Below are 25,822 nucleotides of genomic sequence, written 5' to 3'. Positions count from 1 at the left end.
AGGGAGAGTTCAATGCGCAGGACGACGATCGGCCGCAGCGTCGCGGCCCTGAGCGCGCTGGCGATGCTGGCGGCATGCTCCACCGACGAGTCCCTCGACGAGCCGGCCACCGAGAGCGCCGAGGAGGGCGCCGACGACGGCGGCGAGGGCTCCGAGGACGGAGGTGAGGAGGCCGAGGGCGACAGCGACGAGTGGTTCGACCAGGCCGACTACGACGAGCAGTTCGAGCAGCGCTCGGCCACCTTCGAGGGCGACCCCGAGCAGCCGTGGATGCAGTACATCGACGGCGACATGACCGACACCTCCGACTACGCCTCCGAGGGCGCCAAGAAGGTGTGCTTCTCCAACGCCAGCATCGACAACCCGTGGCGGCAGACCGGCTGGATCACCATGAACCAGCAGCTCGAGGTGCTCCAGGAGGACGGCGTCATCTCCGAGATGGAGACCCGGGACGCGCAGGCCGACGACAACACCCAGATCGCCGACATCGACTACTTCATCAGCGAGGGCAACTGCGACGCCTTCGTCATCTCGCCCAACTCCACCGCGGCGCTGACGCCGGCGGTCGAGCGCGCCTGCGACACCGGCCTGCCGGTCGTCGTCTTCGACCGTGGTGTGGAGACCGACTGCCCCACCACCTTCATCCACCCGATCGGCGGGTATGCCTGGGGCATCGACACCGCCGAGTTCCTCTCCGAGAACCTTGAGGAGGGCGACAAGGTCGTCGCGCTGCGCATCCTGCCCGGCGTCGACGTGCTCGAGCACCGCTGGGCGGCCGCCGAGCAGATCTTCGACGAGAACGGCATCGAGGCGGTGGACTACTTCACCGGCGCCGACCCGGCCGAGATCAAGAACATCCTCGCCGACGAGCTGGCCACCGGCGAGGTGCAGGGCGTCTGGATGGATGCCGGTGACGGCGCCGTCGCCGCCATCGAGGCGTTCGAGGACGCCGGCCAGGACTACCCGGTCATGACCGGCGAGGACGAGATGAGCTTCCTGCGCAAGTGGGAGGACACCGGCCTCACCGGACTGGCCCCCGTCTACTCCAACTTCCAGTGGCGCACCCCGCTGCTCGCGGTCGAGCAGATCTTCGCCGGCGAGGAGGTGCCCACCGAGTGGGTGCTCCCGCAGGTGCCGATCACCGAGGACGAGCGCGCCGACTTCCTCGAGGCCAACGACGGCATGCCCGACGGGCACTACGCCAAGTTCGGCGGCGAGGACCTGCCCGGCTACCCCGACGTCTGGCAGGAGCGGATCATCCCGTGATGATCGGCGTCAACACCTGGGTCTGGGCGTCGCCGCTGCGCGACGCCCAGGCCCGGGGCCTGCTCGGCCACGTCGCCGACCTCGGCTTCGACGCGGTCGAGCTGCCGCTGGAGCAGCCCGGCGACCTCACCGCCGCCGGGGCCCGGGCCGCGCTCGCCGACACCGGGCTCACCCCGTGCGTCGTGGGGGCGATGGCCCCCGGGCGCGACCTCGTGGAGGCCGACGCCGCCACGGTGCGCTCCACCCAGGACTACCTCAAGGCGTGCGTCGACCTCGCCGAGGGCATCGGCGCCGCCGCCGTCTGCGGGCCGTTCTACGCCGCGACGGGCAGGGTATGGCGCATGTCGCCGCAGCAGCGCCAGGACGCCTACGCGCAGTGGCGGGAGCACCTCGCGCCCGTCCTCGAGCACGCCGCCTCGGCCGGGGTGCGGATCGGCATCGAGCCGCTCAACCGCTACGAGACCTCCCTGGTCAACACCGTCGACCAGGCGCTGGACGGCCTGGGTGAGCTGCTCGACGGGCCGCTCGGCGCCCACGTCGGGCTGGCGCTCGACACCTACCACCTCAACATCGAGGAGCGCTCCAGCGCCGACGCGGTCCGTCGCGCCGGCGACCACCTCGTGCACGTGCAGGTCTGCGGCAACGACCGCGGTGCCCCCGGCGGCGACCAGACCGACTGGCCGGCCGTCCTGGGCGCGCTCACCGACGTCGGCTACACCGGGCCGCTGGCCATCGAGTCCTTCACCGCCGACAACGACACCATCGCCACCGCCGCCTCGATCTGGCGGCCGCTGGCGCCGACCCAGGACGACCTGGCCGCCGACGGCCTCGCCTTCCTCCGCCGCCTCACCCAGGGGGAGCACCATGCCTGACCGCAGCAGCACCGGCGCCACCACGGCGACCGTCGACCGGGCGGCGTCAGCGCAGCCCACCGGCGCGCCGGGGTCCACCGCCGCGCCGCAGTCCTTGGCCGCGACCGAGCCGCCCGCGGCCGCGCACCCCTCGAGCACCCTCGGTGTCGCCGTCGTCGGCTACTCCTTCATGGGGCAGGCCCACTCCAACGCCTGGCGCAACGTCAACGCCTTCTACGCCGACCTGCCGCAGGTCCGCATGCAGACCCTCGTGGGGCGGGACCGGGACCGGGTGGGCGCGGCCGCGGAGCAGCTCGGCTGGGCCGACGTGGCCACGGACTGGCGCGAGGTCCTGGAGCGCGACGACGTCGACATCGTGGACGTGTGCACCCCCGGCCACCTGCACGCCGAGGTCGCGCTCGCCGCGCTCGCCGCGGGCAAGCACGTGCTCGTCGAGAAGCCGCTGGCCAACACGGTCGCCGACTGCGAGCGGCTCGTCGAGGCGGCCGGGGCGCCGGGCGCCGGCCGGTCGATGCTGGGGCACAACTACCGCCGGGTGCCCGCCCTGGCGCTCGCCCGTGACCTCATCGAGCAGGGCCGGGTCGGGCACGTGCGCCAGGTGCGCCTGTCCTACCTGCAGGACTGGCTCGCCGACGACCAGGCGCCGATGAGCTGGCGGCTGCGCAAGGACACCGCCGGCACGGGCGTGCTCGGCGATCTCGGCTCGCACGCCGTGGACCAGCTGCGCTTCCTCCTCGGCGAGGAGGTCACCCGCGCCACCGGCCAGCTGCGGACCTTCGTCCCCGAACGACCCTCTGCCGACGGCGACGACCGCGAGCAGGTGGACGTCGACGACGCGGCCTGGGCCACGCTGCACACCTCGTCGGGGGCGGTCGCCAGCCTCGAGGTGAGCCGCATGGCGACCGGCCGCAAGAACGCGCTGCAGATCGAGGTCTACGGCTCGCGAGGGTCGCTGCGCTTCGACCTGGAGCGGCTCAACGAGCTGGTGGTCACCGGCGTCGCCGGGGGAGCGGAGACGGTGCTCGTCACCGAGCCCGAGCACCCCTACGTCGGCGCCTGGTGGCCGGCCGGGCACGTGCTCGGCTGGGACAGCACCTTCACCTCCCAGGCCGCGGACTTCCTGCGCGCCATCGCCACCGGCGACGACATCCACCCCAGCTTCGCCGACGGCCTCGCGGTCCAGCGGGTGCTGGAGGCGATCGAGACGAGCAGCGGGCGCGGCGGCATGCCCGTCGAGATCCCCGCCTGACACGCTGACCTGACGACGAAGGAGACGCACCATGGCACGCAGGTTCACCCTCTTCACCGGCCAGTGGGCCGACCTCACCCTCGAGGAGGTCGCCGGGCTGGCCGCCGGGTGGGGCTACGACGGCCTCGAGATCGCGGTGTCCGGGGAGCACCTCGACGCCTGGCGCTGGGACGACGAGGAGTATGTCGAGGGGCGCCTGGAGATCCTGCGTCGCCACGGGCTCGGGGTCTGGGCGATCTCCAACCACCTCAAGGGTCAGGCCGTCTGCGACGACCCCATCGACGAGCGCCACCGCTCCATCGTGGGTGCGAAGGTGTGGGGCGACGGCGACCCGGAGGGCGTGCGCCAGCGGGCCGCCGAGGAGCTCAAGCTCACCGCCCGGCTGGCGCAGCGCATGGGCGTGGACACGGTCGTGGGCTTCACCGGCTCCTCGATCTGGCCCTACGTCGCGATGTTCCCGCCGGTGCCCGCCGAGCGGATCGAGGCGGGCTACCAGGACTTCGCCGACCGGTGGAACCCCATCCTCGACGTCTTCGACGAGTGCGGGGTCCGCTTCGCGCACGAGGTGCACCCGAGTGAGATCGCCTACGACTACTGGACCACGGTGCGCACCCTCGAGGCGATCGGGCACCGCGAGGCCTTCGGGCTCAACTGGGACCCGAGCCACATGATGTGGCAGGACATCGACCCGGTCGCGTTCATCACCGACTTCGCCGACCGGATCTACCACGTGGACTGCAAGGACACCCGGATGCGCGTCGGGGGCGGCCGCAACGGGCGGATGGGTTCGCACCTGCCGTGGGGCGACCAGCGCCGCGGCTGGGACTTCGTCTCGGCCGGCCGCGGCGACGTGCCGTGGGAGGACTGCTTCCGGGCGCTCGCCGGCGCGGGCTACGAGGGGCCCATCTCGGTGGAGTGGGAGGACGCCGGCATGGACCGGCTGCACGGGGCCAAGGAGGCGCTGGACTACCTGCGCGCCCTCGACTTCCCGCCCTCGACGGCCTCCTTCGACGCCGCCTTCGACCAGGGGTAGCCCCCGGCGCGGTCGAGGTGTGCCGCGCGTCGGGGCGCGGCGCCCTCACGCCTCCCGGCGGGCCACCACCTTCTCCTCGGCGTCCGGGCCGCCCGGCACCGGCGGGACCCGCAGCAGGAGCACCAGCCCCAGCAGCCACCACAGCCCGAAGAGCACCCACGGCTCGAGCGGCAGCGAGGACGGCATACCCGGCAGGTAGAGCGAGGCGAGCCCGGCGGCGAGCACCAGCGCCACGACGCCGATGACCACGCCGCCTCCGCCGGCGCCGCCGATGCGCAGCGGCCGGTCCATCTCGGGCTCACGCCGGCGCAGCACGAGAAAGGCGACCGTGACGAGCAGGTAGCCGAGCACGATCGAGGGCGACCCGGAGTCGACCAGCCACCCCAGCGCGTCGGCCCCCAGCCACGGCGCGGCGGCGGACAGGACGCCGATGAAGAGCAGGGCCGCCGTGGGCGTCCGGAACCGCGGGTGCAGCCGCCCGAAGGCAGCGGGCAGCATCCCCGAACGGCCCATCGCGTAGAGCAGCCGGGACCCGCCGATGAGGAAGGCGTTCCAGGAGGTCAGGATGCCGGCGAGCCCGCCGGCGACCAGCACGGTGCCGAACGTCTGCGACCCCCACAGAGCCGCCATCGCGTCGGCGGTCGCGAGGTCGGAGTCCACCAGCTGCTGGTGGTCCATCGCCAGCCCCGAGGCGCCCACCATGACGATGTAGAAGAGGCTGGCCAGCGCCACGGAGCACGATGAGCTTGCCGATGAGGGGAAACGGCAGGTCGATCTCTTCGGCCGACTGCGGGATGACGTCGAAGCCCACGAAGAGGAAGGGCACCACGACCAGCACCGCGGCGAAGCCGGCGAACCCGCCGGTGACGAGCGGCTCGGCATGCTCCAGCGACCCGCCGACGCCGACCCCCACGAGCATGAGGATCGCGATGATGACGAGGAAGAGGACGATGAAGGTCTGCACGACCGATGCCGGCCGGATGCCGACGACGTTGATCGCCGTGAGCAGGACCGCGGCGGCGGTGCCGATGACGCCCCAGCCGAGGTAGACGGGGGAGCCGGCCACCGACCACAGCTCGACCGACTCCAGCCCCGGCCAGAGGTATGCCGCGGTGCGGGGCAGCGCGACCGCCTCGAACGCGGCGATGGTCACGTAGCCGCCGACCAGGGCCCAGGAGGCGACGAACGCCCACCGCGACCCCATCGCCCGCATGACGTAGTTGTGCTCCCCTCCGGCGTGCGGCATGGCGGCGACCAGCTCGGCATACGTCAGCCCGACGAGCGCCATGATGACCCCGCCGACGACGAAGGCCAGCACCGCCCCCAGCGTGCCCGCCGCCACCAGCCACTCGCCGGTGAGGACCACCCAGCCGAAGCCGATCATCGCCCCGAACCCGATCGCGAGGGCGTCCCACCGCCCGAGCTGACGGATGAACCCCTGCCCTGTCTGCGCGCTCATGCCCGCACGCTAGACCTCCCGGGCGGCTTCGTCCCGCTCATCCCGCCGGGAGCCGCACGGGAATCCGGGCGCACGGCCGGGGGTTCGAGTGAGGTGGGCCGCGACGCGAACCCGTGCCGCGGCCCTGCTGTTCACCGAACCCCACAGAGGAGCATCAGTGACGACCACCACACCAGCACTCGCCGCCGCATCGGCCGGAGCCGCGTTCGAGCGGGTGCAGATCGAGCGCCGCGACCTGCGACCGGACGACGTGCGCATCGACATCCGATGGGCCGGGATCTGCCACACCGACATCCACATCACGCGGGAGGAGTGGGGCGGCACGATCTACCCGCTCACCCCCGGTCACGAGATCCTCGGCACCGTCGTGGAGGTCGGTGCGGACGTCTCCGACCACCAGGTCGGCGACGTCGTGGGCGTCGGCTGCCTCGTCGACTCCTGCGGCGAGTGCGCGCCCTGCCAGGACGGCGAGGAGCAGTACTGCCTCAAGGGCGCCGTGCAGACCTACGGCCAGGAGGACTACCACGGCGAGGTCACCAAGGGCGGCTACAGCGGTGAGGTCGTCGTCCGGGACCACTTCGTCGTGAAGATCCCGGACTCCTACGACGAGGCCGACCACGCGGGCGTGACGCCGCTGCTGTGCGCCGGCATCACGACCTACCACCCGCTCAAGGAGGCCGGTGTCGGCCCGGGCTCGCGTGTGGGCGTCATCGGCATGGGCGGCCTCGGGCACGTCGCGGTCAAGATCGCCGCCGCGATGGGTGCCGACGTCACGGTGCTGAGCCGCACCGACAGCAAGAAGCAGGACGGTCTGTTCTTCGGCGCCAAGGACTTCCGCGCGACCGAGGACGGCACGGCGTTCGAGGAGCTCGCCGGCAGCTTCGACCTCCTGGTCAACACCGTCGGCTCGGGGATCCCGCTGGACTCCTACATGGGGCTGCTCGACCGCGGTGGCGTCCTGGCCAACGTCGGCGCCCCGGAGGACTCGCTGCAGGTCAGCGCCTTCTCGCTGCTGGCCAACCGCCGCTCGATCAAGGGCAACATGATCGGCGGCCTGCCCGAGCACCAGGAGATGATCGACTTCTGCGCCGAGCACGGCATCACCGCCACCGTGGAGGTCATCGACGCCGGCCAGGTCGACGACTACTACGACAAGGTGGTGGCCGGGGACGTGCGCTACCGCGCCGTCATCGACACAGCGACGCTGGCGGGCTGACCCGCCCCCACGGCATACCCCGGGCGCCCGCACCGCGACGGTGCGGGCGCCCGCGTGCGTCGTGCTGAGGAGGGTCACACGACGCCCTGCGGCCACAGCATCATCCGCGCCATCCCGGCCACCCGCCTGCGGCTCTGCTGGTCGGGCTCTCCGCGCAGCAGCTTCAGCCCGGACGCGTCCGAGAGCGTCCGCCATACCGGGCGGCACCACTCGAGGGCATGGTGCGGGTCGACCCCTCGTGACGTGGTCCGGAGGCCGCAGCGGGTCATGAGGTCCGCCACCGGGACCCGGTGGTCGTAGCCCGCCTCGCCGGTCGCCGCGCTCACCAGCGCGAAGAGCGCCATCGCCGCCTGCACCAGATCGTTCTTGTCCGTGCCCACCCGCCCGGCGACGTGCTGCACGAGATCCTCGTCGTCGGTCAGGGCGGTAGCCGCCCTGGTCCGCAGCAACCGGCCACGGTGCTTGCGCAGTAGCCCTGCCCGCTGGCAGCGCGCCCGGAGATCCGCGACGGGGGCGGTCTGGTCCTCGCGGTTGCCCTTGCCGATCCATTCGGCCTCGAAGCCGAGGTCGCGGTAGACCTGCTCCACCACTGCCGGCTTCATCCACCCCGCCTGGGTGAGGGGTATGCCGTCCTCCCCGGCCAGGTCCATCAGGTAGCGGTAGGGGCGGGCCAGGGCGGCGAGGTCCTCCGCCGTGAGGTCGCCGTACCTGCTGGCGTCCCGCGCCGTCCGGGTCAGCTCGGCCAGCTCGCCGAGCACGTCCGGCAGGGCCAGGTCCAGCAGCGGCTCCACGGCCGACGGCCACTCCACCGCGTCCTCCACCGAGGCGAGCGATTCCATCAGCTCGGCCTGCGTCATGCCCGCGATCCGCAGCCGCTCGTTGACCGAGGCGACGTCCTCCTCGAAGGGGTCCCACCCGGGTGGCACCCAGGCGCGCAGGTCCGGGTCGAGCGCGGCCAGCCCGCCGGCCCGGAAGGCGTCGACCAGCTCCTGGTGTCCGGGCGGCCCGCCGCAGTCCTCGAGCGGACCGGCCATGCGAGCGGCGGTGCACACCGCGTCCTCGACCTCGGCGTCGTCGTCGAGCGTGCAGACCTTCTCGAGCTTGATGGTGCAGGTCCAGTCATCACCGAAGTCGTAGGTGTAGAACAGCCGGTCACCGACCTCGCGCAGGACCTGGTCGAGGCGGACCTCGTCCTCGGGCTGCATGCCATCGTCCTCGGGCTCGATCTCGTCCAGCTCGGTGGTGAAGAACGGCCCGGTCCAGATCCGTTTGGCCGGTCCCGGCCAGAAGCGGTGCAGGTGCCCGTCCAGCCAGCCGAACGCCGCCTGCAGGATCTCGTGCACCTCGTCGAGCTGGAGGTCGCCGCGCAGCTCCAGCCGGCGCCAGACCGGGGGCCTGACGTCGTCGACGTCGACCCGCACGGTCAGGAGCACGTCGTCTGCGGGCGGGTCGGGCAGCACGACCGGCTCCACCCTGGGCCGGCCGAACTCGGGGGCTCCGAGGCCGCCGCTGGCGGCGGTGATCCCGGCCAGCAGCTGGTGCAGCTCGTCCGGCGTCATGCTCGCGACGGCTCGGCGGAGGTCCTCGGGGAGGTCCTGGGGCACGTCAACGACTCCTCACTCTCGGTCGGTGCCGAGCCTACGGATCCTCCGGCGAACCCCACCCGCGGCACGCCCGGGTCGGAGCAGATGCCGGGCGAGGAGGGAACGAGCACGCTTGTGCATCTCCTCGTGCAGGACCTGGTGACACGCGCGTGCCTCTGAGCACGCCCGTGACACGACATACCGCACGAGGAAGTGCACAAGCGTGCGTCGGAGCCCGCCCGGAACCGCGAGCAACTCATCCCGCCCGGAACCCGCTCGGAACCGCGAGCAGCTCACGGGACCGGAACCCGCTCGGAACCGCGAGCAGCTCACGGCACCGGGTAGGCTCCCGCAGTCAGAACCGCGAGGAGCTCCCGGCGCCGCTGAAGCTGCCGCCCCCGCTGTAGCCGGACGTCGCCCCGCTCGAGCTCGACCGCGACTGCTCCACCGCGGCGGTGCCGGAGTGCAGGCCGGTCTGGAACGCGCCGAGGGGGTACCAGCCCCAGGACGGGTAGGCCGCGGCGAGGATCGTCGCCTCGGTGCGGCGGTGGGACCGCTCCTCGCGCATCGCCTTCTTCATCGCGACCCGCTCCTCGGGCGTCTTCCCCACCTCCTCGGCCACGGCGCCGGCGAGCCGGTCCAGCCGCTCGCTCAGCCCGTCGCGGGTGGTCCGCAGCTCGTCCAGGGCGTCGTCCGGGGAGACCTCCTGCGCCTCCAGCTGCCCACGCAGCTGGTCCAGGCGGGCCAGGGCGCCGGACGCGAACTCCCGCAGCTCGGCGACCTGGGGGAGCCCGCGCGCCTCGTCCGGCACGTCCGTCTCGATGACGGACCCGACCTGCTCGAGGTCCTCGCGCAGCGGAGCCTCCTGGCGGGTCCAGGCCTGGGCCCAGGCCCGGTCGCGACCGAGGAAGGTGGCCGTGTCGGCGATGACGTCGTCGAGGTGGTCCAGCTCCAGCGCCTTGTCCCGGTATGCCGTGAGCCGGGTCTGCGACTCCTTCCGGTTGTACGACGACTCGGGGATCGCGCGGGCCTCGTTGCCCAGCTCGGTGAGCTCGCGCACCCCGCGGGTGAACTCGTCGTAGCGGCGCAGGACGCGCCCGCCGTAGCGGGAGTCCTCGGGGATGAGCCGGGCGTGCAGCTCGGTGGCGTCCATCTCACCGACGACCGAGGCCATCCGCCGGTCGCCCTCGGCGCGCATGTCGCGGCTGACCCTGGCGCGGTGGACGCCGACGCCCAGCCAGGTGCCCGCGCCCACGGCGGTGAGCAGCGACAGCAGCCCGGCGAGGACGACCCCGCCGGCCGACCTCATGAAGGGCTGCTCGATGCGCGCCGCCCCCGCCTCCAGGCCGGCGAGCGTGCCGTCCGTCCAGTCCGCCGCGCGGAAGTCGTCCTTGGCCGCGTCCTGGATTTCCAGCTGCTCCTCCTGGGCGACCTCGCGGTTCTCCCCGAAGTAGGTGCCCACCAGCCGTCCCTCGGGGTCGACCGCGAAGATGAACAGGTCGTCGGCCCAGGTCTGCCCGTCCGCCGAGAGCCACTCGGTCCGCTCGGACCGCGCGTGCTCGAGCACGGCGGTGTTGAGCGCCAGGTCGTCGGTCCGTGCCGCCTCGCCCCCCAGGGTGCTGAAGACGGCGACGTCGGTCGGCTCGTGGAAGCGCAGCCCCTCCACGCCGGCCTCCAGGGCCGGCAGGTCCAGGACCTGGGCGTCGTCGTCGACCACCAGGCTGCTCGCGGCGTGCTCGGGGGACTGCGTCGCCCAGAGGCCCACGCTCGTCCCCGCCACCCCCAGCAGCGCGACACCGCCCACCACGGCCCGGTGCACGTTCGACATGTCCCCTCTTCCCTCCGGCACCCGGCCGGCCGATCGACGGCAGTTCCTACCCTACCGACGCCGCCGCAGCGGTCCCGGTTCCGACCGGTCCCGCCGGTAGCCGGATCGCGGCGATCGCCCGGGCGCGGGAGGCGGGATGGGCCGCTAGGTTGGGTCGCACCACCCACCTGCACGAGAGGACGCCAGCATGATCACCGACCCCGGACCCCGGCCGAACGCCTTCGACATCGAGACCGCGACGAGGGACAACACCACCTACCGCACGGTGGCGTGGACCGGGACGTACCTCCAGGTCACCCTCATGTCCATCCCGCCCGGGCAGTCCATCGGCCTCGAGGCGCACCCGGAGACCGACCAGTTCCTGCGGGTCGACGCCGGTCAGGGCCGCTGCGTCATGGGTCCCGCCGAGGACGACCTCGACTTCACCCAGGACGTCTCGGACGGGTGGTCGATCCAGGTCCCGGCCGGGTCCTGGCACGACGTCATCAACACCGGCGACGAGCCGCTGCAGCTGTATGCCGTCTACGCCCCCTCCCACCACGCTCAGGGCATCGTGCAGCAGACGTCCGAGGACGCCGAGGCGGACGAGGACGCGGGTCGGGACGTCCCGCCGGAGTGGACCGTCCAGCCGGGCAGCGGCGAGGACGACCTCAAGGCCTGAGCCCGAGGGCGCCGCGGCGGCCGCCCGGCAGTCGGCGCCGGCTCTCGTCGGGGGCCGACCCTGGTGCGCGGCGGACCGTTCCACGGTGCGCGGGTGCGGTGCCCGGGAGAGGATCGAGGCATGGCCCAGAAGACCGACCAGCTGACCTTCGACGACCCGACCACCCGCCACCCCCGCGTCTCCCCGCCCGAGCAGGACCAGCCCATGCCCGGGCTGGACGCCGAGCTCGACCCGCCGGCCGACCGGGGCGAGACGTCATACCGCGGCACCGGCCGCCTGCAGGGCCGTCGCGCGCTCATCACCGGCGGGGACTCCGGCATCGGCGGCGCCGTGGCGATCGCCTACGCCCGCGAGGGTGCCGACGTGGCGATCAACTACCTGCCGGACGAGCAGGAGGACGCCGACCGGATCCGCGAGCTGGTCGAGGCGGAGGGGCGCACCTGCGTGCAGCTGCCCGGCGACCTCACCAACCGGGAGACCGTGGACCGGGTCGTGGACCAGGCCGCCGAGAAGCTCGGTGGGCTCGACGCCCTCGTCGTCAACGCCGGCAAGCAGGTGAGCACCCCCTCGATCGAGGAGATCAGCGACGAGCAGTTCGACCTCACCGTCAAGACCAACGTCTACGCGATGTTCTGGATGTGCCGGGCCGCGGTCAAGCACCTCGAGGCCGGCTCGACCATCATCCTGTCCAGCTCGGTCCAGGCCTACAGCCCCAGCGAGCACCTGCTGGACTACGCCATGACCAAGAGCGCGATGAACACCTTCGGCAAGGGCCTGGCCAAGCAGCTCGCGCCGAAGGGCGTGCGGGTCAACATCGTCGCCCCCGGCCCGATCTGGACCCCGCTGCAGGTGGTGCAGGGTCAGCCCAAGGAGGCCATCCCGGAGTTCGGCCTCGGGCAGCCCCTGGGGCGCGCGGGCCAGCCGGTCGAGCTCGCCCCGGCCTACGTCTTCCTGGCCTCGCCGGAGAGCAGCTACGTCGTGGGGGAGACGCTCAACGTCAACGGCGGCGCCGACAGCCCCTGACGGCCGGGCGGCTCAGTCCCGGCGGTAGGGGTCGGTCGGGTCCTGGCCGGGCGGCCGCGGGGGCGACCCCTGGCCGTACTGCTGGCCGTAGCCCTGCCCCGGTGCCTGCGGGTAGCCGCTGTCCTGCGGCTGGCCGTAGCCCTGCTGGGGGTAGGCGGTGCCGTAGCCGTAGCCCCCGGGCGGCCCGTCCGCGGCCTTCCGGTCCCTGCTGCGGCCGACGAGCCACAGGATGAGGCCGATGCCGGTGAGCAGCAGCAGCGGGATGAGCGCCAGGATGCCCAGGCCCGCGACCGCCAGGCCGATGGTGGAGCCGATGCTGATGCTCGGCGACAGCGACGCGGTGCCGCCCTCGCAGGTGAAGGTGTGCTCCCCGGTCGCGGTGGCCTGGTAGGTGCCCACCAGCTGGGCGTCGACCTGCTGGTCACCGGTGTCGAACGTGCTGTCCTGGGTGAGCGCCGACTCGGTGCCGTCCGGCCCGGTCACCGTGCACGTCGGGGTCTGGCTGCCCTCGGCGGTCACCAGCCGCAGGTCGCCCTCCTCCATGGAGACGGTCGTCTGGCCCTCGTCGATCGGCGTCCCGCCGCCCTGGAGGTCGCTGAACATCCGGGCGCCCTGCACCCCGCCCCAGGCCACGCCGATCCCGACGATGACCGACAGGACGAGGCCGATGATGAACATCCACTTGCCGGCCGTGGTGAGACCGCTGCGTCGCGGTGCCGGAGGGTTCCCGTAGCTCATGGCACGACCTTATCCGCAGCGCCTCGGCGTCGCGCGCACCGCCGGGTCGCGGGGCATTCCGGGCCGGTCGGGGACGACCCACGCCACCGGGTCACGAACGCGTGGTGTCGTCCTCGTCGTCGTCGACGAAGACCAGCTTCCCGGAGGCGACCAGCTCGGCGATCTGCTCCTCCGACAGCGCGGCCAGCTCCTCGTCGCTGAGGTCGACGAACTCGGCGTCGCCGTCCGCGGCCTCGGCATCGTCGCTGCCCGCAGGCCGCCCCGCCTGCTCGGGCCGGCCCTCGCCGGCCTCGTCCTCCCACCACTCGTCGGCCCCCTCGGCCGGAGGGGCGTCGTCGACGATCTCCTCACCGTCCTGGACCCCGTCGGGTGCCCGGACGAGCAGCAGCAGGACGCCACCGATGAGCACCATCGAGAGGCCGACGAAGGTTCCGAGGGTGCCGAGCGCGAGCCCGCCGAGGCGCAGCAACGCGTTGGCCGGGCCGACGTCCGGGGCCACCACGACACCGAGACCCTCGCAGTCGATCTGGTGCTCGCCGGTGTCCGCCGCGGTGAACCTGCCGACGACCTGGAAGCGGGCCAGCGCCGTGTCGATCCCGACCCGGCTCCCCTCCTCGGCCAGGGTGGTGAACGGCAGCTCGCCACCGGGCCCGGTGATGGTGCAGCTGATCTGGTCGACCGGGGTCGGGGCGATCTCGCCCGGTGCGACGAGGCCACCGGTGACGTAGAGCGTGCGCTCCGTGCCCTCGGTCAGCGAGACCGTCGCGGTGCCGTCCAGCAGCTCGGCCGAGTTGGACTGCAGGTGCTCCAGCAGGGAGCGGGTGGCCCACCCGCCGACGAGGGTGACGACGAGGGACACGACGGCCAGCAGACCCCCCAGGCGCAGCAGGTGACGGCCGGAGCGGCGCAGCCGGGCACGGCTGGTGCGGGTCGTCTGTGCCGGGGGGTCGGTGGGCATGGGGACGACTCTAGGTGCAGCGGTGGGCCGGACGCAGGGTGCGGCACGCCGCCGGCCTCGGTCAGCCCTGACCGGCCCGCTCGGCCGCCGTCGCCTGACGCAGCACCAGCCGGGTCCAGGCCCCGACGTAGATGCGGTCGTCCCGGTCGATCTCGACCCGCTGGCCGGGCGTCAGGGCCTGCGTCGGCAGCGGCTCGCCCACGACACCGACGTAGGTGCCGTTGCTGCTGCCGAGGTCCTCGATCCACCACCGGGTCCCGTCGCTGGTCAGCTGGGCGTGCCGCCGCGAGACGGCGCTGTCGGCACCGGCATCCACCTCCGGGCGCACGCCGAGGCTCCCGGAGGGCCGCCCGACCATGACGACGCTGCGCCGCACGACCACGACGTCCGGGACCCCGGCGCTGGGGCACGCCTCCGCGGTCTGCTGCACGGCATACCAGTCGGGGTCGACCCAGACCTCCACCACCCACGCGTCCGCGAGGTCGCGCGAGGGAGGGGTATGCCGTGGCCGGGCGTGCCCGACCGCGGCGGGCCCGGGGGTGGCCTGCGCGGGCGGGTCCTCGGGCTCCGGCCCCGGCGGCGGCTCGGGCGTCTCCGGGTCGGGTTCGGGTGCCTCTGTCGCGGGCGTCTCCGGCGCGGGCGTCTCCGGGTCGGCCTCGGGCGCCTTGAGGTCGGACTCGGGCGCCTTGGGGGCGGACACGGGCGTCTCGGCTGCCTCGGGGTCGGGCTCGACGACGGCCTCGGATGGTTCGGGCTCGGGTGGTTCGGCCTCGGTCGTCTCTGCCTCGGCGACCGGGTCCTCCTCGGCTTCCTCGGGCTCGGCGCCCAGCGGGAGGGCGCCGGTGGTGAAGTCGTAGCCGCACGCCTCGCAGAAGAGGGCGTCCGCGACGTTGACGCCGCCGCAGTGCGGGCAGGACAGCGTCTGCGCGACCGGCTCGTCGAGGTCGAGGACCGACCCGCCCGACGCCGGTCGTGGCGCCCCCGGGGCGCCGGCCGCCCCGGAGGGGTCGACCGGACCCGCCGGCGGGGCGGCGATGGGTGCGCCGCAGGTGTCGCAGTAGTCGGTGGCCTCGCTCTCGTGGCCCTCGGGGCACCGCACCATCAGCTGGGCCGGACCCGGGTCGTCTTGGTGGAGGCGGTGTCCAGCTCCATCTCGTCCAGCTTGTCGACGTGCCGGCGCAGGCGCACCCGGCCGGTCGCGGCGTCGTCGATGTCGACGACCCGCGACAGGCGCGACGTGGCCCCGTCGTCCCCGGTCTCGCGGGCCAGCTGCACCGCGCGGCCCAGCCGGGACGTGGCGGTCACGTCGTCGCCCATGGCCTTGGCCCGCAGCCCCTCCTGGATCGCCGAGGCCAGCTCGGTCTGGCCGGTGTAGTGCGCGACCTCCGGGCTGATCTGGGCGGTCAGCACGTCGTCCGACGACCAGGCCGCCTTGACCAGGCCCTGCGTGCGGACCTCCCCGCCCACGACGAGCTGCACGCGCGAGGCGAGCTGCTCCTGGCCGACCGCCTTGGGGGCCAGCCGCACCGCGACGTGGTAGTCGCGGGTCTCGTCACCCCAGGCGCCGGTGTCGTACCCGCCGGTGAGCGCGTTGACCTCGACCCGACGACCGGAGAGGTCCTCGAGCGTGGGGCTGACCTGCTTGACGAAGAGCACCTCGGCACCCTGGGGCGCCCACACGCGCAGCTGCGCGTCGCTGACCCCCTTGCCCATCGAGGACGCCATGAGCGCGGCGAAGTCCTCGCTCAGCCCGTCCCAGGTGCGGATGAGGTCGACGCTGCCCAGCAGCGTCTCGGCGATACGGCGGACCTCGGCCACCTGCCACGCGGCACCCAGCCCGCGACAGTCCACCTGGAACCGGCCGCGCACCTGGTCCAGCGCCCAGCTCAGCTCCTGCGGGGTCTCGTGCTGGTTGGCGCCGTCGGTGAGCAGGATCGCGTGCCGCTTGGACAGCGAGGGCACGGTGGCGAACAGCTGGCCGGCCGCCAGCAGCCAGCGGCCCATCGCCGTCCCCCCACCCGGGGCCAGTCGCTGCAGCGACCGCTTGGCCTCCAGCCGCGTCTGGGCCGACATCCGGGCCATCGCGGCCGAGGTGCCGGTCGGGTAGCACAACGCCGCCTCGTGGTTGCCCGCCACGATGGCGAACCACACGCCGTCCACGATCTCGTCGAGCGCGGCGGACGCGGCATACGCCGCCGCCTGCACCCCCTGGACGTCCATGGAGCCCGAGACGTCGACGATGATGACCTCGCCGGCGTCGCCACCGGAACCGCCCGGATACCCCGCGCCGCCCGTGCCTCCCGAGCCGCCCCAGGCGACCACCTCCCCGGCCCCGGAGCATGTGACCGAGACGATCGCGTGCACGTCGGTGCCCCCGTCGGGCAGGAACTCGTTCTGGTGGACGGTCGAGGTGAACTCAGCCATGGGTCCCATCCTGCCTCGCGTCCCCGCAGCGGGCGAGGGCGACCGTGATGTTGTCGGCGCCGCCCTGCTCGTTGGCCCAGTCCACCAGGCCCTGGGCCAGCGGCGCGGGAGAGTGGCCGACCCGGGAGCCGACCGAGCGGACCACGGCGGCGAGGTCGGCCGGGTCGGAGGCGTAGTTCCACAGGCCGTCGCTGGCGAGCAGCAGCCAGCCGGGCGCGGCGACGTCGTGCACCGTGGTGCCGGGCCGGTGGTCGGGCGAGTCCGGCCCCAGCCAGCGGGTGATGGTGTGCGCCAGCGGGCCCGCCTCGGCCTCGGCCCGGGGTATGCCGGCGCGCACCTGCTCCTCGGCCATCGAGTCGTCGCTGGTGAGCCGCTGCGGCTCCCCGTCGTCGGGCAGCCAGTAGGCCCGGCTGTCCCCGATCGAGGCGACGCTGGCGCGGTCGTCCTCGACCACGGCACTGACGTAGGTGCACGACGGCGCGTCGCGGTGGCTCTCACCGGCCACCGCGGCCACGGCGTCGGCCGCGGCCCGGGCCGCCCGGTCGTGCCGCTGCTCGGGGTCACCGGAGCCGCGCAGCTGCTCGAGCGCGGCCTCGGCGGCCGCCAGGCTGGCCTCGGCGGAGCGGGGGGCGCTGGACACCCCGTCGCAGACGACGAGCACGGCCCGACCGGGCTGGCCGTCGTCGGCCCACAGCGCCATCGCGTCCTCGTTGTCGCGGTGCCGCCGGCCCCGGTCGCACACCCCGGCCACCGACGCCGAGGGCGCGGACGTGACGTGGTGGCGCGGGTCGGGGCGGCGCTCCCCGCACTGCGTGCACCACCCCTCCTCGTCGAAGCCGCCGCCGCAGGAGGTGCAGGTGCCGTGGTCGACCTCGGGAGCGGCCGCTGCGGCCGGGGGAAGCGCGCCGTCCAGCACCAGCATCGGCTCCGGCAGCGGCGGCGGCCCGTCGCTGAACGGCTCCGGCTCCTCCTCCGCAGCGGGCTCGGCGGGTGCGGCCTCCGGCTGGGCGGCATCGGCACCGGGCTCGGCCTCCGGCTGCTCGGCGCCGGGGGCGGGCGCCTCGGTGCGGCCGGACCCGGGCGCGGGGATCGGTGCGGTCGGGTCGTCCGGCAGCGGGGCCGTGGTCGGGTCGCTCATGTCCAGCTCCAGGGGCGGACCGCGTTGGCGCGGTCGATGAGCCCGGCCCGCTCCTGCGGGTCGGGGGTGTAGTCGGCGAGGACGCGGTACTCCCGCTCCAGGGCGCGCTGCAGCGCGTCGCGGGTGAGCGGGACCTCACCCACCCGCCAGTCCGGCTGGGGGCCGCGCTGGGTCACCTCGTCCAGCGCCTGCTCGTAGATGACCGCGTTGAACTGCGCCCGCTGGCGCGGGTCGAGGGTGAGGCGGGTGACCGAGTGCATGGACTCGCGCAGGTCCGCGAGACCTCCTCGACGACGCAGCAGCTCGGCCCGCAGCCACCGGGCGCGCGGGTGGGCCCTGCTGCTCGCCGGCACCGAGTCCAGGGCGGCGATGGCGCCGTCGACGTCGCCGCGGGCCATGCGCACCCGGTGCAGGCCGAAGGCGGCCGGGGCGACGTAGGCCGCGTCCGTGCGCCAGGCCCGCTCGTAGTCCAGCTCGGCGGCCTGGTCGTAGCCGGCCAGCTCGGTGGCCAGCGCGAGCGCCATGCGCGGGGCGATCTCGCCCGGCAGGGCGTCCCGCACCGCGGCGAAGTGCCCGCCGGCCTCCTGGGCGCGCTCCCGCACGTGCTCGCCCTCGGCCTGCGAGAGCGCCCACAGCCCGCGGATCCACGAGCCCCGCCAGTCCCACGGGTCCTCGGCCAGCAGACCGCGCACGGCCTCCTCGACCCAGCTGCGCTGACCCATCCGGATGCCGGCCCGGGCCCGGGCCAGGAACACCTCCGGGGTGTCCTCCGGGGCCGCGCCCAGCGCCTCGTAGGTCGCCTGCGGGTCGTTGGTGCTCCGCCCCGAGATCCAGTCGAGCATGGGGTCGGTGTCGTCCCGCTGCAGCTCGGGCAGCTCCCACCACGACAGGGTCTCCCCGGTGGTGACCGGTGGGTCGAAGGCGGGGCTGTGCGCGGAGAGGGTGGCGGGCCGGCCCGGCCCGCTGGCCGCCACGACCTGGCGCAGCACCCCGACGAGCTGGCTGCGCAGCTCCTCCACGGACAGGAAGCGGTCGTTCGGGTCCGGGGCGCAGCACCGCGCGACGACGCGGTAGAAGGCGTCGTGCTCGGTGAAGGCCGGGACCTGGGACATGGGGGGCAGGGAGTGGACGTACTCGCTCTGGTAGCCGCGGAACTCAAAGGTCAGCACGCACAGGGTGCGGCCGATGGTGTAGATGTCGGAGGCGACCGAGGGGCCGACCTCGGCCACCTCGGGGGCCTGGTAGCCGACCGTGCCGTAGATGGGGGACTCCAGGTCGTCCTGCCGGCGCACCCCGCCCAGGTCGATGAGCTTGATGCCGTCGCCCTCGTGGATGAGGTTGTCCGGCTTGAAGTCGCAGTAGAGCAGCCCGAGCTCGTGCAGGTGGGTGAACGCCGGCAGCGCCTCGATGACGTAGGCCAGGGCCTGGTCGACGGGGAAGGGCGCGTAGCGGCCCGCCTCCGCCATCCGGTCCTGCAGCAGCTGCTTGAGCGAGCGACCGCCGACGTGCTCCATGACGGTGTAGGCGTCCTCGTCGTGCTGGACGGTGTTGTAGATCTCGACGATGAGCGGGTGCTTGACCTGGGCCAGGAACTGCTGCTCGGCGACGGCGGCGTCCAGGGCGTCCTCGTCACCGGTGTTGAGCAGCCCCTTGAGCACGACGAACCGGTCCGAGACGTTCTTGTCGCGGCCCAGGTAGATCCACCCCATGCCGCCGTGGGCGAGGGCACCGACGTTCTCGTACTGCCCCGCCACCAGCTCCCCGGGCCCCAGCTTGGGGGTGAAGGAGTAGGGGGCGCGGCACTGCGGGCAGAAGCCCTGCTGGCGCCCCTCCGCCTGCCCCGCGGCCCGGCCGACGTCGGCGCCGCAGACCGGGCAGACGCGCCGGTCCTCGGGGACCCGCGGGTCGACCATGAGCTTCTCGGTCGGGTCGGTCACCGGCACGTCCGGCACGTCGGTGAGGCCCAGGCCCAGGCGGGAGCGGCGACCGGCGGCCCCGGCACGCCGGCGCCGCACCCGGGCCGCGCTCACGGCCTGCTGCGTCTGCCCCGGCGCGGGCGTGGCGACCACCTGGACCGACCCCTGCGCGGGGTCGGCGGCCGCGGAGCTCCCCGAGTTCCCGGAGCTCCCGGGGGCCCGGGAGGCCCCGGCGGCGGGGGAGGCGGCGCCCGCGGCTCGGACCGGGTCCGGGTCCGGGCGCACCGGGGTCGCCTCGATCGGCGCCTGCCGCGGCTCGGGCGCACCGCACACGTTGCACCAGCCGTCCTCGTAGCGGCCGGTGCACCCCGGCTCCTGGCACGCGGTCACGGTCGTCCTCCCATCGCGGTGGCGAAGCTCTCCTGGGCCTGCACGAGGGCCTGCAACCGGGTGAGGTCGGTCGGCCGGGTCGCGAGCAGGGCGTCGGTCTGGTCGGCGAGGACCTCGATGGCCGGCTCGGGCTCCCCCGAGGACTGCGTCAGCTGCCGCCGGACCCGGGCCGCGCGCTCGGTGAGGTCCTCGATTCGTTCCAGTGCGGCGGCATACTCGCCCTGGGCGACGGTGAGGGCACGCTCGACGCGCTCCAGCCGCCCCCGGTATGCCGTGAGCTCGGTCGGGTCGCCGGGCACCGGACCCAGGGCGGCGACGTCGGGGACGCCGAGGCGGGGCGCCGGGGTGACCGTGGCGCGGGCGCGGTGGGCCAGCGCGCGGACGGCCTCACCGCGGGCGGAGAGCTCGGCCACCTCGCGGGTGGCCTGGGCGTGGTCGGCCTTGGCGTGCGCCCGCGCGGACGCGGCGACGATGAGGTCACGCTCCACCGTGGCGGCCTGGGACTCCAGCGGGCCCAGCAGGCCTCCGACGTCCGCGCCCCGGGCAGCGCGGTCGGTGATGTCGGTGAGCCGCTGGTCGAGCTCGCGGTGCGCCCCGGCGGCCGAGCCGGAGCGGGCGTCCGGGATGAGCGCGACCTGGTCGGCGATGCGCTCGACCTGCTGGCGCAGCGCGCGCAACCGGCCGGGCAGGTCGGGGTCGGCCCCGTCGAGGCGCAGCCGGGAGCGCAGGGAGGAGGCCAGGGAGTCCGAGAGCCGGCAGGCCTCGGGGAGCGAGACCGCCAGCGACTGCGCCCCGCGGGTGCCCGGCTGCTCGAGGCTGCCCCAGACGAGGGTGGTGATCCGGCGTCGCTCCCGCTCGCCCACCCGGCCGCTGTCCCACGTGGCCTGGATGAGCGCGAGCCGGTCCGCCACGGCCTGCCAGAGGGTCATCGACAGGGTGACGTCGGGGGTGACCGCGGCCCGTTCGTGCGCGTCGGCGACGGCCAGCGCCGCCTCGTCGAGGGCGGCCAGCTCGCTGCGCCGACGGTCCTTCCACCGCAGCATGGCGTCCAGGTAGGCCAGCAGCTCGGTGTCCGGGACGTCCGCCCCGATGCTGCCCGGGGCGGCGGGCGCGGTGGCGTGGGTGGGGCTCACGGGGTCTCCCTCCGGCGTCGGGCCAGCGACTCCGCCCCCAGGCCGGCGAAGGGCAGCAGCACGGCCAGCCCCAGCCCGGCACCCAGCAGCCCGGCTGAGGGACCGGTGGTCGACTCGGCCACCACGGCCTCGCGGGCCGTGACCAGGTCGGCCTCCAGGGGGTCCCGGACCTCGTCGGCCGCCGCCACGAGGTCGAGGGCGGCCGTGCGCTGCTCCTCCTGGCTGCTGTCCCCCGTGAGGACCCGGCCCAGGTCGGCGCGGGCCTGCGCCAGGGCGCCGTCCGGGTCCGAGCCGTCCTCGAGGCCGTAGTGCTGGTTCCAGTAGCCGTACTCGTCGTCCTCGGTCTGCCACGGGTCCAACGAGCGCAGCCCCACCACGACCCGCAGGTCGTCCTCGACGACCTGCTGAAGTCCCGCAGGACGGTCGCTCGCCTCCTCGTGGGCCACCACCGCCCGCCGCCACCCCGGCTGGGTGTCCTGGACCACGAGCAGCGACGTCGAGAGGGCCGCCAGCACGAAGAAGGCGCTCGCGACCTTGGCCCCCGCCCGCAGCAGCACGACCGCCGCGACGACGAGGACCAGGGCGCCCGCCCACAGCAGGAGGGTGCCGAGCGCCGACCCGGGCCGCAGCTCCTCGATCTCGCGCTCCACGTCCCAGGACGAGACGGCAGACGCCATGTCCCTCCGCGTGTCCTGCCAGGCGGTGGCAGCGCGGACCGGGCTCACCGCGTCGCCGGACAACCCCGGCTCGGCCTCGGAGAGTCGCTCGGCGGCGTAGGGGTCGATCCCCTCCCGGCCCAGCACCTCCAGCGCGGCCGTCACGCTGGGCAGCCGCCCGGCGTCGTCCGGCGGCACGGGGTCGCCGGTCGCGTAGCGCACCAGCTCGGAGTCGAGGGACGACACGGCGTCGCGCAGGTCGGCCTGGGCGGTGTCGAGGACGGTGAGCGGTTGCGTCTGCTCCTGCTCGACCCGGTCCGTGGACAGCGTGCTGCCGAGAGCCAGCAGGAGCCCGGCGCCCAGCGCGAGGGTGGCGGCGAGCCCCAGCCGCGGGACCCTCGTGCTCAGCTCGGCCCGTGCCGCGTCGAGGAGCTCGCTGTCGGAGCGGCGGGCGGCCCGGCGGGGCCTCCGGGGCAGGTCGACGTGCCGACCGGAGCTGGCCGCCTCCTTGCGCAGGCGTCGCTCGGTCCGCAGCAGCCGCCGCTCGGCGTCGTCGATCTCGCGCTGCCGGCGGGCCAGCTCGCGCTCGGCCCGGCGCCGCTCGGCGGCCAGCTGCTGCTCGGCGCGCTCCCGCTCCTCGCGGGCACGGTCGGCCAGGTCGCGGCGGGCCTGCTCCAGCTGCTCCTGCTGGGCCCGCAGCTCCTCGACCGTGGTGTCCTCGACGTCGGGGAGGTCCTCCCCGATGATGGTCATCGGCGGGAGCTCCGGTTCGGGGCCCCGCCTGCGGTCCTCGCTCACCGGTAGTCCCGCAGCCGCTGGGTGACGCCCGTCCAGGCCAGACCCGCCGCCACGATGCCCAGGAGCAGCGCGCCGGCCGCGGTGAGGGCCGCCGGAGCGCCGACACCGGGGTCGACCCGGGCCAGGTCGTCGGTCACCCGGCCGGCGAGGGCGCTCTCGACCTGGGCGTAGGCGTCGGCAGTCGCCGCCGGGTCCTCCCCGGAGGCGACCTCGGCCCACGCCTGCTCCAGGTCGGGGTCGTCGAGCCGCTCCAGCGCCTGGGTGGCCTCGGTCACCTGCTGCTCCGGCGCCTCCACGTCCACCCCGGCGGCCGCGGCGACCTGGGCGGTACGGGCCTGGTAGACCTCCTGGAGCGCGGTGGTGGACGCGCGGGTGTCCTGGACGTACTGGTCGTAGTCCAGCGGCAGGGCACCGGGGTTCACCGAGAGCCAGGTGAGGCCGGCGGTGATGAGGGCGGCACCCGCGAGCGGCAGGTTGACGATCCGCCGGGTGCGCAGTGCCAGCCAGACCATGATCCCGACGAGCACGACCACGCCCAGGGTGCCCACCACCGTGGTGAGCACCGAGCGTGACCCGGTGAGCAGGTCGTCGGCGCGGGCGTCCGCGACCGACACGGCCTCGGCGGCGGAGGCCTGCGCTACCCGCGAGGCCTCGGCGTACACCTCGGTCGACTCCTGCGCCGCCGCCCGCTCCACCCCGGTGACGAAGGCGTTCCAGCCGCCGGCGGCGACCCCCGCGGTGTCGCCCATCCGGCTCAGGTCGGTGGCTGCCGCCCGCAGCACCTCGTCGTAGGCCTCCAGCGTCTGCTCGTCCACGCCGTCCGGGTCGGTGACCCGCTGGGCGGCGAGCAGGTCGGCGCGGGGGATGTCGACCCTTGCCTGCTCGGCGGCCGCCCACTGGTCGGCGACGACGTTGGGGGTGGCATTGATCCCGTCGGTCGAGAAGGTCCCGGTGGCGACCACCCCGGTGAGCAGCGCGGCCGCAGCCGCCCCGGCCCGGGCCAGCCGCAGGAGCCGGGGGGTGCTGGACGTCTCGTCCCGCCGCCGCTGCTGCCGCGCGGTCAGGGCGCGCCCGGCGGGCTGACCGGTCCCGGGCTGGGTCTGCGACGGGGTCTGCGGACTCCCCGACGCAGCGGCGGCCGTCGATGTGGTGGCCGCGGGGGTCGTCGTCAGGGCCGGTCGGGCGGAGGCCGCAGACCCGCCCTGCGGGGTGCTCACGCCGGGTCCTGCCCGTCGTCGGTCGGCCCGGCGTCGGTCGGTCCGTCGTCGGTCGGTGTCGCGTCCGCGACGGAGAGGTCGACGGCGTCGCGGTCCTCGAAGTCCTCCTGCTGGAGCGTGCGCAAGTCCTCCACCGACGCGCCCTCCTCGTCGCGCAGCCGCCAGGCGTGCCGCCCGATGGCCGCCTCGAGCAGGTTGCGGGCGAACCGGCCGTTGCCGAAGCTCGGGCCCCGCGGGGTGGCCGCCAGGATCTCGGTGAACCGGGTGAGCGCCCGCCCGCTGAGGTCGTAGTCCATCTGCGCGGCGAGGTGCTGCAGGATGGCGGAGAGCTCGTCGTCGGTGTAGTCGGCGAAGTCGATGATGGTGCGGAAGCGGCTCTCCAGGCCCGGGTTCGTCGCGATGAAGTCGGCCATCGGGTCGGGATAGCCCGCGACGATGACCACGAGGTCCTCGCGGTGGTCCTCCATCTCCTTGACGAGGGTGTCGATGGCCTCCTTGCCGTACTGGTCCCCGCCCAGGCTGTAGGCCTCGTCGATGAAGATGACCCCGCCGTGGGCGCTGCCCACCACCTCGGCCGTCTTGGCGGCGGTCTGGCCGAGGTAGCCGGCCACCAGCTCGCTGCGGTCCACCTCGACGAGCTGGCCCTTGCTGAGCAGGCCCAGCGCGCGGTAGATCCCTCCGACCAGGCGGGCCACGGTCGTCTTCCCGGTGCCCGGGTTGCCCACGAAGACCAGGTGCCGGGTCAGCGTGGCGACCTTCAGCCCGGCCTCCTGCCGCCGTGCGTCCATCTTGAGCACGGCGACCTGCCGGTGGATCTCGGCCTTGACCCGCTCCAGCCCGATGAGCTCGTCCAGCTCGGCGAGCAGCTCCTCGACCGAGCGCTCCGGCTCGGCCTCGGTCTCACCCTCGGTCTCGGACCCGTCCTCGTCCTCGGTCTCGGTCTCGGTCTGCGACTCGAGCTGTCCGCCTCCCAGCCCCGGCTCCGGGACCCCTGCCGCCGGGCCACCCTCCCCACCGGGCGTCGCAGATGGTTGCCCGTGGTCACGACCGGGCGCCGCGGATGGTTGGCCCAGGAGCTCGCCCAGGCGCGCGGACTGCTCCTGCGCGCGCCGCAGCAGCTCGCTCGACCAGGTATGCAGCTGACCCGGGTCGAGCGCGCCCGCGCCGGTGCCGGGGGTCGTCGGTCCGGCACCCGGTGGGGTGAGCCCCTCGGTCGCGGTCCCCGCCCCGTGCGCCGGCGCCACCCCGGCGGCCGCCAGCTGGGTGCGCCCCACCGAGGTGGCCTTGCCGATGCTCAGCTGGCCCGCCCCCGGCAGGGCGCAGGCCGCCGTGGCGACGTCGGCGAGCGCCTGGGCGTACCCCGGCGCGCGCGGGCTGCGCTCGGCCACGAGCGTCGAGAGCAGCGGCGTGGGGATGGAGGCATACCTGCGGCCCCGCGGCACCGCGCCGAAGAAGTCGCTCGCCGGCCGGTCGAACGCGCCGGCCCACAGCGTGTGCGCGCTGCTCGGTCCGGGCTGCTCCAGCACCGCGGCGGCGATGACCTGCCCCTCGGCGCGCGCCGCGCGCTCGTCCAGCCCGGCCTCCCGGCCCACCCGGGCGAGCAGGTCGACCGCGTCCCGCACCGTGCCCGTGCTCGCGCTCATCGTTCCCCTCCCTGCGGTGGTGCCAGCGGGCTCACCCCGTCCGCCCGGTCGACCACGCCCCCCGGCGCGTCGGCCGGACCGCCGGGCGCGGGCACCGGCAGGTGCTCCTCCTCGGTGAGCCGCAACGACCCACCGGCGCCCGAGGAGCCGAACTTCTCGGCGATGAACCGCCCCTGGGCGACGAGCTCCTGCGCGTCCTGGCGGTAGACCGCGTCGAAGACCCGGTCCATCGTCAGCCCCAGGAGGTCGAGCTGGTCGACGAGGACCATGAGAGAGGTCTTGGCGCCGTCGACCGGGCGGGTGTCGGCATACCGGCGGGGGAGGCGCTGGTAGGCCCCGATGGCCTCCGGCAGGTAGTCGGTCGCGGTGGCGACGACGGTGTAGCCCAGGTCGCTGCCGCTGAGCTTCTCCAGCCGCGGGAGGGTGTCGCGCACGGTGTCGATGACGCGGGTGCCGCGGGCGACCACGACCGAGGGCAGCGCGCTGGAGCCCAGCAGCTCCTCGGTCGACCCCAGGGCGTCGTGCACGTCCTGGGCGGTCGGGGGAGCGGGCAGCTCCAGCCGGTCGTCACCGGGCGCCGGGCGACCCAGCATCCGGTCCAGGAGGTCGGAGAAGCCCACC

General features: G+C 74.3%; 21 protein-coding genes and 1 pseudogene. 7 read left to right on the top strand and 15 right to left on the bottom strand.

The features are described from left to right. Window positions 1-12: 12 nt before the first annotated feature. From Q0967_RS00370 to Q0967_RS00355, 4 genes are read left to right on the top strand one after another with little or no spacing between them, the layout of a single operon-like run. The gene (locus Q0967_RS00370; protein WP_298747979.1) at window positions 13-1,266 is read left to right on the top strand and encodes a substrate-binding domain-containing protein; all 1,254 of its coding nucleotides are present in this window, start codon (window positions 13-15) and stop codon (window positions 1,264-1,266) included. After that, window positions 1,266-2,138 (top strand): sugar phosphate isomerase/epimerase, encoded by an 873-nt coding sequence (locus Q0967_RS00365; RefSeq protein WP_298747981.1) that lies wholly within the window; start codon window positions 1,266-1,268, stop codon window positions 2,136-2,138. The genes Q0967_RS00370 and Q0967_RS00365 overlap by 1 nt, the downstream gene beginning before the upstream one ends. Beyond that, window positions 2,131-3,387: a Gfo/Idh/MocA family protein gene (locus Q0967_RS00360; protein ID WP_298747984.1), complete on the top strand. Its 1,257-nt coding sequence runs from the start codon at window positions 2,131-2,133 to the stop codon at window positions 3,385-3,387. The genes Q0967_RS00365 and Q0967_RS00360 overlap by 8 nt, the downstream gene beginning before the upstream one ends. Before the next feature lie 31 nt (window positions 3,388-3,418). After that, window positions 3,419-4,420, top strand: coding sequence for a sugar phosphate isomerase/epimerase (locus Q0967_RS00355; protein WP_298747987.1), 1,002 nt, complete (start codon window positions 3,419-3,421; stop codon window positions 4,418-4,420). Window positions 4,421-4,465: 45 nt separating this feature from the next. On the opposite strand, the gene Q0967_RS17380 is transcribed toward Q0967_RS00355, so the two are convergent. Both Q0967_RS17380 and Q0967_RS17375 read right to left on the bottom strand, forming a co-directional pair. Beyond that, entirely contained in the window at window positions 4,466-5,152 is a 687-nt protein-coding gene (locus Q0967_RS17380) for an APC family permease (RefSeq protein WP_363321977.1), read from the bottom strand. 91 nt (window positions 5,153-5,243) lie between these two features. Beyond that, window positions 5,244-5,804, bottom strand: a pseudogene (locus tag Q0967_RS17375) (amino acid permease); the annotation flags it as partial. Between the two features lie 232 nt (window positions 5,805-6,036). On the opposite strand from Q0967_RS17375, the gene Q0967_RS00345 reads away from it, so the two are divergent. Next, window positions 6,037-7,095, top strand: a complete 1,059-nt coding sequence (locus Q0967_RS00345; protein WP_298747990.1) for an NAD(P)-dependent alcohol dehydrogenase — start codon at window positions 6,037-6,039, stop codon at window positions 7,093-7,095. Window positions 7,096-7,169: 74 nt separating this feature from the next. On the opposite strand, the gene Q0967_RS00340 is transcribed toward Q0967_RS00345, so the two are convergent. Then, window positions 7,170-8,699, bottom strand: coding sequence for a plasmid pRiA4b ORF-3 family protein (locus Q0967_RS00340; RefSeq protein WP_298747992.1), 1,530 nt, complete (start codon window positions 8,697-8,699; stop codon window positions 7,170-7,172). Between the two features lie 334 nt (window positions 8,700-9,033). Beyond that, complete coding sequence (locus Q0967_RS00335) at window positions 9,034-10,506, bottom strand: DUF5129 domain-containing protein (protein WP_298747994.1); 1,473 nt, start codon at window positions 10,504-10,506, stop codon at window positions 9,034-9,036. A 187-nt stretch (window positions 10,507-10,693) separates the two neighbouring features. Here Q0967_RS00335 and Q0967_RS00330 point away from each other — a divergent pair, with 187 nt between their 5' ends. Then, window positions 10,694-11,167, top strand: a complete 474-nt coding sequence (locus Q0967_RS00330; RefSeq protein ID WP_298747996.1) for a cupin domain-containing protein — start codon at window positions 10,694-10,696, stop codon at window positions 11,165-11,167. Window positions 11,168-11,287: 120 nt separating this feature from the next. After that, window positions 11,288-12,190 carry an SDR family oxidoreductase gene (locus Q0967_RS00325; RefSeq protein WP_298747997.1) on the top strand — a complete coding sequence of 301 codons (903 nt, stop codon included), beginning with the start codon at window positions 11,288-11,290 and terminating at the stop codon, window positions 12,188-12,190. Window positions 12,191-12,202: 12 nt separating this feature from the next. On the opposite strand, the gene Q0967_RS00320 is transcribed toward Q0967_RS00325, so the two are convergent. From Q0967_RS00320 to Q0967_RS00270, 11 genes are all read right to left on the bottom strand, one after another. Continuing rightward, the gene (locus Q0967_RS00320; RefSeq protein ID WP_298748000.1) at window positions 12,203-12,928 is read right to left on the bottom strand and encodes a hypothetical protein; all 726 of its coding nucleotides are present in this window, start codon (window positions 12,926-12,928) and stop codon (window positions 12,203-12,205) included. Between the two features lie 91 nt (window positions 12,929-13,019). After that, window positions 13,020-13,886: a hypothetical protein gene (locus Q0967_RS00315; RefSeq protein WP_298748003.1), complete on the bottom strand. Its 867-nt coding sequence runs from the start codon at window positions 13,884-13,886 to the stop codon at window positions 13,020-13,022. A gap of 61 nt (window positions 13,887-13,947) precedes the next feature. After that, entirely contained in the window at window positions 13,948-14,988 is a 1,041-nt protein-coding gene (locus Q0967_RS00310) for an FHA domain-containing protein (protein ID WP_298748006.1), read from the bottom strand. After that, complete coding sequence (locus Q0967_RS00305; RefSeq protein WP_298748009.1) at window positions 14,988-16,310, bottom strand: VWA domain-containing protein; 1,323 nt, start codon at window positions 16,308-16,310, stop codon at window positions 14,988-14,990. Before Q0967_RS00305 ends, Q0967_RS00310 begins: the two co-directional genes overlap by 1 nt. Then, entirely contained in the window at window positions 16,303-17,448 is a 1,146-nt protein-coding gene (locus Q0967_RS00300; protein WP_298748012.1) for a PP2C family serine/threonine-protein phosphatase, read from the bottom strand. Before Q0967_RS00300 ends, Q0967_RS00305 begins: the two co-directional genes overlap by 8 nt. Continuing rightward, a complete protein-coding gene (locus Q0967_RS00295; protein WP_298748015.1) occupies window positions 17,445-19,754 on the bottom strand; it encodes a serine/threonine-protein kinase in 2,310 nt (769 codons plus the stop codon). Before Q0967_RS00295 ends, Q0967_RS00300 begins: the two co-directional genes overlap by 4 nt. Continuing rightward, window positions 19,751-20,887, bottom strand: a complete 1,137-nt coding sequence (locus Q0967_RS00290; RefSeq protein ID WP_298748018.1) for a hypothetical protein — start codon at window positions 20,885-20,887, stop codon at window positions 19,751-19,753. The genes Q0967_RS00295 and Q0967_RS00290 overlap by 4 nt, the downstream gene beginning before the upstream one ends. Continuing rightward, window positions 20,884-22,296 (bottom strand): hypothetical protein, encoded by a 1,413-nt coding sequence (locus Q0967_RS00285; RefSeq protein ID WP_298748021.1) that lies wholly within the window; start codon window positions 22,294-22,296, stop codon window positions 20,884-20,886. The genes Q0967_RS00290 and Q0967_RS00285 overlap by 4 nt, the downstream gene beginning before the upstream one ends. A gap of 41 nt (window positions 22,297-22,337) precedes the next feature. After that, window positions 22,338-23,558, bottom strand: a complete 1,221-nt coding sequence (locus Q0967_RS00280; protein ID WP_298748024.1) for a hypothetical protein — start codon at window positions 23,556-23,558, stop codon at window positions 22,338-22,340. After that, complete coding sequence (locus Q0967_RS00275) at window positions 23,555-25,201, bottom strand: AAA family ATPase (protein ID WP_298748027.1); 1,647 nt, start codon at window positions 25,199-25,201, stop codon at window positions 23,555-23,557. The genes Q0967_RS00280 and Q0967_RS00275 overlap by 4 nt, the downstream gene beginning before the upstream one ends. After that, the gene (locus Q0967_RS00270) at window positions 25,198-25,821 is read right to left on the bottom strand and encodes a hypothetical protein (protein WP_298748031.1); all 624 of its coding nucleotides are present in this window, start codon (window positions 25,819-25,821) and stop codon (window positions 25,198-25,200) included. The genes Q0967_RS00275 and Q0967_RS00270 overlap by 4 nt, the downstream gene beginning before the upstream one ends. Window position 25,822 lies beyond the last annotated feature (1 nt).

Origin of the sequence: uncultured Serinicoccus sp. (assembly GCF_947500995.1) — a bacterium.
Taxonomy (GTDB): domain Bacteria; phylum Actinomycetota; class Actinomycetes; order Actinomycetales; family Dermatophilaceae; genus Ornithinicoccus.
This window is presented reverse-complemented; position numbering and strand designations above follow the sequence as displayed.